General features: G+C 43.7%; 15 protein-coding genes. 9 read left to right on the forward strand and 6 right to left on the reverse strand.

Annotated features, from left to right (window positions below; genetic code table 11):
- The first annotated feature begins 51 nt into the window (after window positions 1-51).
- The 6 genes from EMP01_RS00760 (at window position 52) to EMP01_RS15480 (ending at window position 5748) form a co-directional block, all read left to right on the forward strand.
- A complete protein-coding gene (locus EMP01_RS00760; RefSeq protein WP_129019588.1) occupies window positions 52-1107 on the forward strand; it encodes a PorP/SprF family type IX secretion system membrane protein in 1056 nt (351 codons plus the stop codon).
- A gap of 80 nt (window positions 1108-1187) precedes the next feature.
- On the forward strand, window positions 1188-2912 hold the full coding sequence (locus EMP01_RS00765) for a M3 family oligoendopeptidase (RefSeq protein ID WP_129019589.1): 1725 nt from the start codon (window positions 1188-1190) through the stop codon (window positions 2910-2912).
- Window positions 2913-3029: 117 nt separating this feature from the next.
- Window positions 3030-3362 carry a PadR family transcriptional regulator gene (locus tag EMP01_RS00770; RefSeq protein WP_129019590.1) on the forward strand — a complete coding sequence of 111 codons (333 nt, stop codon included), beginning with the start codon at window positions 3030-3032 and terminating at the stop codon, window positions 3360-3362.
- Window positions 3362-4081, forward strand: a complete 720-nt coding sequence (locus EMP01_RS00775) for a hypothetical protein (RefSeq protein WP_129019591.1) — start codon at window positions 3362-3364, stop codon at window positions 4079-4081. Before EMP01_RS00770 ends, EMP01_RS00775 begins: the two co-directional genes overlap by 1 nt.
- A 361-nt stretch (window positions 4082-4442) precedes the next feature.
- Window positions 4443-4949: a hypothetical protein gene (locus tag EMP01_RS00780; protein WP_129019592.1), complete on the forward strand. Its 507-nt coding sequence runs from the start codon at window positions 4443-4445 to the stop codon at window positions 4947-4949.
- 280 nt (window positions 4950-5229) lie between these two features.
- Window positions 5230-5748, forward strand: a complete 519-nt coding sequence (locus tag EMP01_RS15480; RefSeq protein ID WP_161971180.1) for a CPBP family intramembrane glutamic endopeptidase — start codon at window positions 5230-5232, stop codon at window positions 5746-5748.
- 58 nt (window positions 5749-5806) lie between these two features.
- Here the strand turns inward: EMP01_RS15480 and EMP01_RS00790 are convergent, their stop codons facing one another.
- The 3 genes from EMP01_RS00790 to EMP01_RS00800 all read right to left on the reverse strand — a co-directional run bounded on the left by EMP01_RS00790 (window position 5807) and on the right by EMP01_RS00800 (window position 8448).
- Window positions 5807-6796 (reverse strand): potassium channel beta subunit family protein, encoded by a 990-nt coding sequence (locus EMP01_RS00790; RefSeq protein ID WP_129019594.1) that lies wholly within the window; start codon window positions 6794-6796, stop codon window positions 5807-5809.
- Window positions 6797-6966: 170 nt separating this feature from the next.
- On the reverse strand, window positions 6967-7602 hold the full coding sequence (locus EMP01_RS00795; protein WP_129019595.1) for a porin family protein: 636 nt from the start codon (window positions 7600-7602) through the stop codon (window positions 6967-6969).
- Between the two features lie 165 nt (window positions 7603-7767).
- A complete protein-coding gene (locus tag EMP01_RS00800) occupies window positions 7768-8448 on the reverse strand; it encodes a hypothetical protein (protein ID WP_129019596.1) in 681 nt (226 codons plus the stop codon).
- Window positions 8449-8510: 62 nt separating this feature from the next.
- Between EMP01_RS00800 and EMP01_RS00805 the strand changes: the two genes are divergently transcribed.
- From EMP01_RS00805 to EMP01_RS00815, 3 genes are all read left to right on the forward strand, one after another.
- Entirely contained in the window at window positions 8511-8783 is a 273-nt protein-coding gene (locus tag EMP01_RS00805) for a hypothetical protein (RefSeq protein ID WP_237559439.1), read from the forward strand.
- Between the two features lie 16 nt (window positions 8784-8799).
- On the forward strand, window positions 8800-9561 hold the full coding sequence (locus EMP01_RS00810; protein WP_129019598.1) for an MBL fold metallo-hydrolase: 762 nt from the start codon (window positions 8800-8802) through the stop codon (window positions 9559-9561).
- Window positions 9562-9659: 98 nt separating this feature from the next.
- Window positions 9660-10814 carry a 3-deoxy-D-manno-octulosonic acid transferase gene (locus EMP01_RS00815; RefSeq protein WP_161971181.1) on the forward strand — a complete coding sequence of 385 codons (1155 nt, stop codon included), beginning with the start codon at window positions 9660-9662 and terminating at the stop codon, window positions 10812-10814.
- Here the strand turns inward: EMP01_RS00815 and EMP01_RS00820 are convergent.
- Genes EMP01_RS00820 through EMP01_RS00830 form a run of 3 tightly spaced genes read right to left on the reverse strand, consistent with a single transcriptional unit; the run spans window position 10795 to window position 13193 of the window.
- Window positions 10795-11730 (reverse strand): hypothetical protein, encoded by a 936-nt coding sequence (locus EMP01_RS00820; RefSeq protein WP_129019600.1) that lies wholly within the window; start codon window positions 11728-11730, stop codon window positions 10795-10797. The two genes, EMP01_RS00815 and EMP01_RS00820, sit on opposite strands and share 20 nt — an antisense overlap.
- Window positions 11731-11766: 36 nt before the next feature.
- A complete protein-coding gene (locus EMP01_RS00825) occupies window positions 11767-12555 on the reverse strand; it encodes a hypothetical protein (protein ID WP_129019601.1) in 789 nt (262 codons plus the stop codon).
- Window positions 12556-12566: 11 nt separating this feature from the next.
- Entirely contained in the window at window positions 12567-13193 is a 627-nt protein-coding gene (locus tag EMP01_RS00830; protein WP_129019602.1) for a glycoside hydrolase family protein, read from the reverse strand.
- Window positions 13194-13204: the final 11 nt, after the last annotated feature.

Here is a 13204-nt window from a genome sequence, read left to right on the forward strand (position 1 = left end):
GGAATGAACAAGGAGATGTCCGATCTATCACCCCATAATATTCATAAATAGATGAAAAAATTTTTATGTAGCATATCCGCGGCTTTTTTATGTCTGAGCGCGGGGTCGTCATTTGCACAGGATTCCCATTTTACCCAGTACTTTGCCTCCCCATTAACACTTAACCCGGCACATACAGGTCTTACTACAGGTGACTATCGCGTAAGTGTTATTGGTAGATCACAGTGGTATACGGTTACGAATAATCCTTATATGACTGGTGCTTTATCTTATGACATGCCAATTCTGAAAGGTAAATTACCTGAAGGAGATGCGGCAGGTTTCGGATTACAGGTATTATATGATAAAGCCGGTTCCGGTGCCTTACAAAATATTACCAGTACTTTATCCCTGGCTTATCATAAAGCTTTGGGTGTTGAAAAGAATCACCGTATCTCTTTAGGGGTACAAGGTTCTCTGGTGCAGAAATCTATCCGTTTTGACAAGCTTGTCTTTGGTAATGAAATCGATTTCGGCAGATCTACCGTATACCTGCCTAACACTTCGGGTGAAGGGCTGCAAAACGCAGATCTGACCTACCCTGACTTTAATGCCGGTATCCTGTATTCTGGTCAGATCAATGAAAACACGATGTTATATGGTGGTTTCTCTTATTATCACTTAACTCGCCCTACAGAAAAATTCACCAGCCGTGCTACGGATGTGTCTGTTAAAATCAACTCCCGTTACACTGCCTATGTAGGTGGTGCACTGAACCTGAACTCTCATACTGTTGCTTACCTGAGCACAATGTATCAGCAACAAGGTACTGCATGGGAATACCTGATTGGTGGTGCGGTAGGTTTCATCCTGAACCCGTACAACGATGAGGATACTAAAAACACTACTTTATACCTGGGTGCATGGTACCGTTACGGTGATGCGATCGCTCCTTATGTAGGTTTCGAATGGTCTAACTGGCAGATGGGCTTCACTTATGATGTGAACGTTTCTAAATTCCAGCAGGCAACTAACGGACAGGGTGCGGTAGAGTTCTCTGCTACCTACAACGGTATTATCGAGAAGATTGTAAGAAAGCGTTACAACTTCGCTTGTCCTAAGTTCTAAACCGATTTATTTTAAATAATTGATAAAAAACCATACGGCATGTATGGTTTTTTTATTTTTGTGCAAATTCAAATTTTTCTATGTCTCTGAACGCCCATATACAACCTGCTGCACGTATTTTTCTGCCACAGGATTTTAACATCACAACCTGGGAAGCGGTTGAACCCTATTTTGAACAATTAGTATCTGCATCTATCAGCAACAAAAGCGAGCTGGAGCAATGGTTACAGCAATGGAGTGAACTGGAAGCAGTGATCAGTGAAGATGCCTGCTGGAGACAGATCAAGATGACCTGTGATACGACCAATCCTGCACTGGAAGAGGCATTTAACTATTTCTGCCTGGAAATAGAACCAAAGTTAAAACCTTATAACAACCGCCTGCAGCAAAAACTGATGGATAGCCCTTTTACCAAGGAGCTGGACCAGGAACAATACTTCCCGCTGCTGCGCCAGATCGAAAATGCACTGAGCCTGTACCGCGAAGAAAATGTAGCACTGGAAGCCCAATTGAGTGTACTGCAACAGCAATACGGAGTGATCTCTTCCAAAATGACGATTACGGTGAATGAGCAGGTATATACCCTGCAGCAAGCTGCTAAGTTCTTACAGGAGCCTGACCGTAAGCTGAGAGAAGAGGTATTTGTAAAGGTTAATGAAAGAAGAGGCGAAGACCGTGCCGAACTGGACAAACTCTTTGACCAGTTACTGGTATTGCGCCAGCAGATTGCAGAAAATGCCGGTTTTGACAATTACAGAGATTACAAATTCAGGGCTTTAGGCCGCTTTGACTATACACCGGAAGATTGTTATAACTTCCATAAGGCGGTTAAAACACATATTCTACCCTTACAGGAACGCCTGCTGGAACACCGCAGAAAGCAACTGGGTCTTGTGGTATTAAGACCTTATGATGTGGATGCTGTTCCGGAAAATGAGCAACCACTTAAACCATTTACCAATGGTACAGATATGCTGGACAAAAGCATTGAAGTGTTCAGCAAATTGCATCCTTACTTTGGCTCCTGTCTGCAGGTGATGCAAGATATGCAGCGCCTGGATCTGGATAGCCGCATTGGCAAGGCTCCGGGAGGCTATAACTGTCCGCTGGCCGAAACTGGTGTACCATTTATATTTATGAATGCCGTAGGTACCATCAATGATGTGATTACGATGATGCATGAAGGTGGCCATGCGATACATTCTTTCCAATCACACCACCTACCCTTGAGTGCGTTTAAAGAATACCCGATGGAGATCGCAGAGTTGGCGAGCATGAGTATGGAACTGTTCTCTATGGATCACTGGGATATCTTTATGCCGGAAGCGAATGATCTGCTGAAGGCCAAACAGGAGGAACTGGAAAGGGTTATTGATGTATTGCCATGGATTGCTACGATTGATAAATTTCAGCACTGGATCTATACCCATCCGGGCCATACTGTAGCGGAACGTACAGAAGCGTGGAAAAGTATCTTTATGGAGTTTGCACCGAAGAATATCGATCGCAGCGGGCTGGAACAGTATTTTGAAGCCAACTGGCAAAGACAGCTGCACTTATATGAAGTGCCCTTCTACTATATCGAATATGGTATTGCACAACTGGGTGCAGTAGCGATGTGGAGACAGTACAAAGCTAACCCGCAGGAGACCCTGCAACGCTACCTGGATGCACTGGCATTGGGGTATACCAAAACCTTACCGGAGCTGTACCAGACTGCCGGTATCCGCTTTAGTTTTGATGCGGAATATATCCAGGAACTAAAAGGATTCCTGGAAGGAGAACTGGCAGCGGTAGGTCTGTAGAAATGATATACTAATCTTGTTGCGCGCCCTGAAATAGGGCGCGCAATTTTTTGTTAAACATATACCTAAGTTACCAATGTATTTAATGATTAGGTATATTTGATTTCAAATAGGCGTATGAACAAACAATCTTTATATAAAGGATGCCTGGAGCCGATTGTCCTGCAGCTACTGGGCAATCATGATCGTATGTACGGTTATGAAATAACGGTAAAGGTGAAAGAATTGACCAAGGGGGCACTACAGATTACTGAGGGGGCACTCTACCCTTTGCTGCATCGCCTGGAAGGTGAAGGTGTACTCACTGCCGAAATGGAGCATGTGGGCAACCGCATGCGTAAGTATTACCGGCTGACACCTGTAGGACAGGCGACCCGGAAAAACGCGTTAAATGAGCTGAACGACTTTATCGCTACCCTGCAATTATTTAATAAACCCGCAATTTCATAATGATGCATCCTGAAACACAATCGCTTACCGAAACGGAAATGAATTACCTGTATCAATTCTGCCGGAAACACTATATCCGATATTATGATGTGCAGGTCGAACTGGTCGATCACCTGGCCAATGCCACAGAAGCATTGATGCAGGAGCGACCAGAATTAAGCTTTACTGCAGCGGTCGACACGGTATACGCAGGATTTGGCAAAACCGGTTTCCGTAAGATTATTGCTGCGAAAGAAGAAGCACTGGAGCAGCAACATAAGTTGTATTACCGCAATACCTTCCGCTCCTATTTTACGATTTCACGGATACTCATGATGGTTTGTGCCTTTGCATTGATATGGAGTTTGCACCGCTTTACTGAAGGCCATACGGTACTCCGGGCCAGTGTTTTACTGGGCGTTGCCGGCGCAGCATTACTTTATGAAATCGGATTGCCTATATACCTTTATTATGCTTACAAACGTCCGAAACAGGAGCTGATCAGCAGACAGGTACATCGTCCGTACTATTATTACCTTACGATATTCTGTTACCCTGAGCTGAAGTTCGTTCTGAATTATTTCTGGGATCATGAGCGTTATCTGTATCTCGCAGAGCATTACTTTATCCTGATCGGTTTGTTTTGTATGCTGGGGGTACTCCTGCAACTGGTACATCAGGAGGTCAGTAAGAAAATATACCGTAAAGCATTTGAAGATTATCCACTGGCTTATGCTTAAACATGTATAGAATTAAAAGTGTTGCGCCCGGCTATGCCGGGCGCAACACTTTTAATAGCACTGTCCTTGATCCGGTCGTGGCCATATCTTAGGGCAATGCAGATAATACAACGATGCAGGTAACTATGAATATCTCAACAGACAATGCATAGCACTAACTAATATTCTTATTTTATATATCAACTATTTAGTTTTGACCTTAACTAAAGCAAAAAAAACAGGTCAGAAGAAAATAGATGGACACATCTGAACGCTCTAAAAGATAATGAAACAGCCTAAGGAAAGATGAACATCGTATGTATATATTATACACCTCATTCCAACCTGTCATTGCACATTTTTAATTCAACAAACACCTTTTATGAACAAAAAATTGCTCATTGCAATGACTATTGCCTACACCGGTATAGCCAGCACTTTTATTGCTTGTCAAAAAGCAGAAAAGAATACAGAAAGAAATTTAACTCCAATATCAGGAAAAGGAGAAGTAACCTATAAAGTAAGTTTTGATGCAGGTCATCCTTCTGAACTATGCCATGGCCAAGGACTCTGTACAGGATTCATTGCCGGGCATCAACCCAGATGGGTCCATGTAGCATGTCAGGGCCCAGGAAAGGAATGTCATCACGAAATAACTATCAGTATTCCTATTTTTAGGGAAGTATATGAAAGTGGCCCAACAGATGTTCATATGCCAATAGTTAATTACAGCGGAGATGAATTTCTTATGCCTGATAGATCTCTATTGATTGCAGAAACGGGTAAATACGTAAATATACCCAAGCAGGTATTAGAAAAAGATAATGCGGGAAGCTATATTTTCAAAAGTGTAATTATTTCTGATACTCCAAAATACATAAATGAATAATAAAATCAATATTAAACATATTAAAACACTGCTAAGGGTATCTGTCCAAATACTCTTAGCAGTGTTTATATATTATGTCTTTATGGGTCTACAAACCTATTTATTCAATAGGCTGCCCTATAATTTAAGCCTGCTTGGTCCTTTGGTAATATTGAGTACCTACATCCTGCTTAAGCGCAAATGGCTGCGACAAGGATACAGCCTGCTATATGGATTAAAGCGTACTGTGTACATTTTCGTTGTTACCATCTTAAGTTTTTTTGTATTTACGATAGTGTATATGTTAGCAAATGCTGTCTATACGCATACTATTTCCGAACTGTTCGCCAATTATACCAATCTGCTTAAATCGATACTTCCACACTTCAATCAATGGCTCACGACCGTTTTTGCTGCCGGTATGGAAGAGATATTATTCCGGTTTATTATCCTTTCTTTACTTATATACAATGGTGTAAACCGTTATCTTGCCATGCTGTTTAGTTCGGTGTTATTCGCGATGGTGCACCTGCAATATAACCTATATGTTTTAGGTCATATTGTGCAGATTGGTACAGCACTATCCATGTTGTACCTGATTTTCCGCAACCTGGGTGTGGCTATAGGCATGCATGCCGCACATAACTATATCATTGATGCAGATCACAGCTTTCAAGAAACCAACTATACGCCACATAGTTTTATGGAGGTATTACAGGATAATGTAACTGTCTCAATAGTATGTTGTCTCGTTATCCTGCTCTGGATCTACACCCAATACATCCGGCCGCGATTGCAGAAGCAACAGATAAGTTTATAAATCACACAGGGTCAGCATAGTGCTGACCCTGTGTGATGAAATGTATTTGCTATAATTATTAGTAAGCTGGATGTAATGGTTTGGTACCCATAATGGTATCAATTTCTCCCAGTACTTCTGCCGTCAGTTTAGGCAGGATGTCCAGTGCTTTTAAATTCTCTGTCAATTGTGATTCTTTGGTAGCACCAATGATGGCTGTGGTCACATTCGGGTTGGCGATGGTCCAGGCCAGGCTTAAAGTAGCCAGTGAGGTACCCAGTTCATCGGCCACTTTTTTCAGGTTGCGTACATCCTGTAATTTCTGATCGGTGATGGTTTTATCTTTCAGCCATTCAAAGCCTTCAAGAGACAAGCGAGAACCATCAGGTATACCATCGTTATACTTACCGGTCAGTAAACCGGAGGCCAGTGGGCTCCAGATGGTGGTACCCATACCTACCGTTTTAAAGATCTGCAGGTACTCCTGCTCCATTTTATGGCGGTTGAAGAGGTTATACTCCGGCTGCTCCATCTTAGGGCCTTCCAGTCCCAGACGTTGTGCTACAGCATGGGCTTCCATGATCTCTACACCACTCCATTCGCTGGTACCCCAGTAGAAGATTTTGCCCTGCTGAATGAGTGTATTCATCGTGCGTACGACTTCTTCAATAGGTACATGCTTATCGGGACGGTGGCAGAAATAAAGATCCAGGTAATCTACCTGCAATCTTTTCAGCGCCTCATCACAGGCTTCCATTATATGTTTGCGGCCCAATCCGTGCTGGTTAGGCTTATTTTCTTTCCCTCTCCAGCCAAAGAAGACTTTGCTGGATACTACATAGGATGTACGATCCCAGTTCTTTGTTTTCAGCACACGGCCCATCATTTTTTCAGATTCGCCCAGTGCGTATACCTCTGCATTATCAAAAAAGTTAACCCCGTTCTCATAAGCAATGCTCATCAGCCGGTCAGAGATGCCATCATCAATCTGTTTGTGGAAAGTAACCCATGAACCGAATGATAATATACTCAGATCCAGGCCGGTATTACCCATTTTACGATATTCCATATTTGCTTGATTATTATTTTGTTGAAGATACAAATGTAGACTAATGATCTGCAGTAAAACGTTAGTTTATTCTTAAGCAGGCATCAATAAATATGATATAATCGTCCCATAAAAAAAGCGGGCCGCATATAATAATGCGACCCGTTCTTTTGTATTTTATATTGTATAAATTACTTGCTTCTGTCAAATTTATATCCGATACCAACCTGGATATTATTTGTTGCACCCAGATCGTTCACACCGAACACACGGTCATATGGTCTTGGAGCGATGTAGTTATATCTTGCTTCTACAAAGAAACCTTTTACGATATAATAGTTTGCTCCTACCACACCACCAATCTGGAATGGGTTCAGGTAATCGCTGGTCTCTGTTCTGTCTCCCTGGGTAGAACCTGTTTTCAGGTTAGTATTAGAAGCCAGGTTGAAGTTAAAAGTAGGCCCTGCAAATACGCTGAAAGAAGGTGTAATAAAATATTTTGCTTCCAGTGGTACGCTGATAGAATGGAAACGGTTGATAGATACTACAGTTGCATTATTAACCGTAGCTTTCGTTCTCAGGTTGTAAAAATCGTAGTTCGCCTCTAATTGCAGTTTGAATTTATCACTTGGTTTCTTGAAGGAGAACTCTACTAATCCACCGGCATAACCACCTACACCGAATGGAGATGTAACGCCTGAAGTTTTATTTTCCAGCATAGAGTTAGAAAAGTTTGCCCCTCCTTTAACTCCGAATCTAACTGATTGTGCATTTGTCGTCGTTGCAACAGCGGCCAGGGCTGCTACTGATAAAATCATCTTCTTCATAAAATTGCTATTTTGTTTGTTTTTGTTTGTTTACTACACGGTGCATAAAGCAGGCATGTCATTCATTTACAAAGGCAAAATAACGAAGCCGATGACTACAAAAGTCGGCCGGACGTGATTTTAGGATGTCTTTAACGGTGCATCCCTATTGAGCGGCATTTATTTTTAACGTACATTAAACAAATACATCAGCTTTACACTCCACACATTATTGAACTGCTCATCCCTGCCGAAACTGCTCAGTGCGGCATTCGGTTTACGGATAGATGCCAGGGAATACTGAAACCTGGGCGAGACAAAAAAGCCATAGCCGACATGAAAATTAGCGGTAGCGAGAAAGCTCACATCCAGTTTACGGAAAGGAAAATTGTATACCTGTCCGCTTACAGTACTGATCTGCTCTTCTGAGGCTCCGAGGTAGCCCAGTGCAAAACCGGCGCCATATATGCTCTTGCGTGGCCCGCGCCAGTAATTAAGCTGTAACGGGATCTCTGCATAGATCAAGGATATTTTCTGCTGTTGCACGTTTGTGGCGATACCACTACCGGAACCAAACGCACCTTTTCCGGCATACAGCACTTCCATGCTCCAGGCCAGGGTACCCTCAACAGGCAATCCGGCATTACGCACCGGCAGGTATAGTATACCGCCACCAGCCGGGCTGATCTTGTTATACCCTTTATACCCATCACCATCTACCTGTGTAAAGTTGGCCCCGGCCAGCAGTCCGCCCACAGGGCGGGCATTATCATAATCATATTGTGCGCTGGTCAATGGCATATTAACCAAAGAAAACAGTACAATTAAGATAACTTTACTACCTTTATCCGATAATATTCTGAACATATTTCTGATCATAGGCATATATCTATATGAGTTTCAAATATACACCAAACACCCTTAAAAAAATGGAACAGCTTTTTGATGAAGCGAAGTACATTGTGCGATATGAGAAAGGTACTTTTTCATCTGGTTACTGCATCCTGGAGCACAAGAAAGTGGTGGTGATCAATAAATTCTTAAATACAGAAGGACGTATCAATGCACTGATTGAGATCCTGCCTGATATTAAACTGGACGAAGACAGCCTGAGCGGTGAAATGCAAAAATGGTATGCACAACTGGGTCAGCGCCCGCAGGGAGACGATAACGGATCGGTACAATCTGAACTAAATCTTTAACACTCAAACCTTTTCTGTGAATATTACTTTTCTTGGCACCGGAACGTCTCAGGGTGTTCCCATGATCGGCTGTGGTTGCGAGGTCTGTACCTCTGCTAACCCGAAGGACAACCGGTTACGATCGGCGGTCTGGCTGCAAAATGAAGATACCAGCGTGGTCATCGATAGCGGACCAGACTTCCGCTACCAGATGTTGCGGGCCAAAGTAGAAACCCTGGACGGTATTGTATTTACGCATGGCCATAAGGATCATGTAGCCGGGCTGGATGATGTGCGGGCCTATAACTACTGGACGCAGAAAGACATTGACATATTTGCAAATCCGGATACGGAAGAGATATTAAGAAGAGAGTTTCAATATGCCTTCAGCAATATCCAGTACCCTGGCTTGCCGCAGTTGGCTATCCACTCCCTGACCGGACAGGACTTTACTGTCGGCAGTATGGATTTCCGTACAATTAAAGTGCTGCATTATAAACTGGAAGTATTTGGTTACCGCATTGGTGACTTTACTTATATTACAGATGCCAATTACATTGCTCCTGAAGAGATGGATAAGATCCGCGGGACAAAAATCCTGGTCTTAAATGCGCTTCGTCATGAAAAGCATATTTCTCATTTCACCCTGAACGAGGCTATTGAGATTGCCCGGGAGATCGGGGCCGAACAAACTTATTTTACCCATATCAGCCATCAGTTAGGCCTGCATGATGAAATTAATGCATCGCTGCCCCAGGGGATATTCCTGGCCTATGACGGACTGAAGTTAACTTGCTAATGTTTTTGCTGCAGCTGTTCTTATATAATCTTTCTATTCAACTGTATGCTGCGGCGGCGGCTGTCATGGCTTTATTTCAAAATAAAGCCCGGCTTTTTGTGCAGGGACGGAAAGGTTTATTATCCCGCATTCAGAAAGACATGCAGGCAGAACAGCGCAAACGTATATGGATGCACTGCGCCAGCCTGGGCGAGTTCGAACAGGGCAGGCCCCTGCTGGAGCAGCTGAAAGCCTCCTACCCTGACTATTGCATTGTACTGACCTTCTTTTCGCCTTCCGGATATGAAGTGCGCAAAAATTATAATGGGGCAGATTATGTTTATTACCTCCCCCTGGATACACCGGGCAATGCCCGGAAATTCGTAAAAGCTGTGGCGCCACAACTGGCGGTATTTGTCAAATATGAGTTCTGGTATCATTACCTGCGCCAGTTACATAACCAGAAGATACACACAATCATTATCTCTACTATTTTTCAGCAAAGACATGCGTTCTTTAAATGGTATGGCCAGCTGCACCGTAAAATGCTGGGCTATTTCGACCACCTTTTTGTACAAACCGAATTATCGGTACAGTTACTGGATACTATAGGGGTACGCCATTGTACGCTTGTGGGAGATACCCGCCTGGACCGGGCAATGGCTATTGCTGCTGAACAAAAGGAAATAGAGGGGATTGCTACATTTAAAGGCAATGATCAGGTGATCGTAGCTGGTAGTACCTGGGCAGCCGATGAGCAACTGCTGGCAGAAACATTGAGCACCCTTCCCGAAGGCACCAAGTTGCTGATGGCACCGCATGAGATTGACGAGGTGCATATCAGGCAGATACAAGAGCTGTTCGGTTCGCAAAGCTGCCTGTACGATCAGCCCGAACGCTTTGCGTCAAGTCGTGTACTGATCGTCAACAAAATAGGACTACTGGCCTATCTATATCGTTATGCTGATTATGCCTGGATTGGTGGTGGCTTCAATAAAACGGGCATTCACAACAGCATCGAAGCAGCAGTATATGGCAAGGCATTGTGCTGGGGACCTAATTATGATCGCTACCAGGAGGCGCTGGACCTGATCGATTGCCAGGCGGCAAAATCATGTACACATGTTGAGGAGCTGGCTGCACAACTCCGTGAATGGCAGAGTGATACACAAAAATACACCTTTGCATCACAGGCATCATTAACATATGTCCTGAAACACAAAGGTGCAACACTGCGTATTATGCAATACTTAGCTACGCAAAATATTTTTTAACGGTGGTCAGTAAGGACTGATAGGTTTCATCTTCTTCCGACCAGTTATATTGTCCGCGCGCTTCATTGGCAATCCATTCTTCTGCTTCATCTAGTGTACTACAGAAGTTTATCTTATCCAGGGTTGTCTCGTAAGCTGTTTTATTATTCGAAAACAGTTCATTCATAAACTGGTACTTATCATTGATCCCGATAAAAGAGCGTACATCTTTAAATGATTTCTGAAACAAATATCCGGATGTAGCATTATGTTCCGGTGCTGATTTTCGTTCCCGTTCCGGCTCCGCTACTATTACCGGCTCAAGCTCCTGCTCTTCAGCGGCGGCAGGCAGCTCCAGGTGTATTTCAGACTGGATCGGTTCATCCATATGTTCCAGCACAGGCTTTAAAGCTTCTTCTTCCGCTTCCGGCATGGTCTGCACTTCAGCTACCGGCTCTTCTTCGGCCGGCAATACGGGTTCTTCGGTGGTAATCTCTGCTACTTCATCGACTACATGCGGTACCACTTCCTGCGGAGTTTCAGCAACGGCAACTTCAGTTTCTGCTTCAGCAGTTTCTTCTGCCACTGGCATTTCTGCTTCCGGTTCTTCCGTTTGTTCCGGCTCAGGAGGAATAACCTCCTGCACTGTATTGGTCACCACAGGAATGGGCTCGGTTACGGGTGTCGGTTCAGGTGCTGTTGGTTCAGCATCCTGCACAACTGTTTGTTCTTCAGAAGCGTGAGCAGCTGTAACAGGCTCTGCTGGCCATTCCGGGGCCGTAACAGCAGTATCTTCTGTAGCTTTACGCCATTCCAGCAGATCGGCATATAATACCCTGGTATAATCCAGCATAAGGTCTATATCTATTACTTGCTTATCGCCCTTCTGGTAATAAACATCCTGTATTTTCCGCAATAAGTTGTGTATCCGTTCCATGCTCAATGTAGTATAGCTACAAATATAAAAATCTTCTTAAAAAGTGAGTCCTAAAAGTAAGCCAATAGTTAAATGTTGGTCGAAATATTTTTCTTCTGCTATAATGGTCCGATCTCCGCCTCCTTTAAAAATGGCTACCTGAGCCGCATTGGTACTGCCATAACGGTTAGCCCCTACTTTGGTAGAAATATCCAGGCCTACCCTTATTGCTGAGCGGCCAAACAGCGGACGGCTTTGATAGACAGGTGTTACACTGAAGAGCGATAAAATACCGCCTAGATCTACAGGCTCTGTACCACCATAATCATAATCGATATACGCTCTTACATCTTCAGCCGGTTGTCCGCTAAGCATATAGCCTTGCTTTACCAGCACAACATCTGTTTTGTTATTGTTGGAAGAGAGGGCGGTATAGTTCAATTCCAGGCCCAGACGGCTACCGTTTTGCCAACGTTTGGCAATAATGCCTGCACCTACCTTTATTGTAGTATAATAATTGGTAAAATCGGAGCGATACAGGACTGTATGTTGCTCAGGATCGGTTACGGTAAATGCTGAGGGCTGCTGCAATATACCCAGTCCAAACCGCAGATAAAATCCGTTTTTCTCCCCTGTTGCATTCAGTGATAAGCCCAGGTTGCTTTTTGCCGGCAGGCTGATCAGTCCTCTTTTAGCCCCTTGTATATCCATGCCATTGATTTGCTGTTGCCAGGCTCCTTCAGCAAAAAAGCGAAAGGTAGTTTTCTTTTTCTGTGCCGATGCATTGATGCCCGGTGCTGCAATGCCCATCAAAGTCAGGCAGCAGATGATGTTCTTTATATTCATATTGCTCTGGTTTAGTAAATGCGAAAAGTATAGGTTGTATCTCTGAATATAACACCGTCTGTGGTCGTCAGTTCAGTAATAAACTGCTGTTGACTACCCGGTACAGCAGGTCCTTGTTTTAACCTGCAGAATACGGCCGGAACAAAATATTCCTGTGCGATATTCATCGATTGCAACACGGTATTATACGCCGCAGCATCAAGCCAGTTACGGCTATCCTCATCCATAAAGTCGCAGATGGCACTGATCTCGTCACCAGCATGATAGCTAGCATTATAATCATTCAGGGTATAGATATGAAAGGACCGGATCTGCTCCAGGAAATTATATCTTGGTGGGCCCGGTTTAAAGGCCAGGGCCTGATTGCCCAGGTGCAACTGATTGATCCCAGTCAGGAATTTGTGGGTTTCGATTTGGGTATTAATACCTAACTGATGGTAGCTGATTGTATCAGATTCCTGGATAACCTCCCGGGTAGAAAAACCGGATACGTTATCTTCAACATACCGTACAGGATAGCTATTGAGATTCTTGATCAGTACATTATAGGTATTGCGGGCACAGGAAGTAGCCCCTATGATCCAGGCAGTCAAGGTAAGGCCCGTAAAGGCAAAAGAGGTCAGTATCAGTTTTTTCATAAAAGGTAAAT

Origin of the sequence: Edaphocola flava (assembly GCF_004118155.1) — a bacterium.
In the GTDB taxonomy this organism is placed as follows: domain Bacteria; phylum Bacteroidota; class Bacteroidia; order Chitinophagales; family Chitinophagaceae; genus Edaphocola; species Edaphocola flava.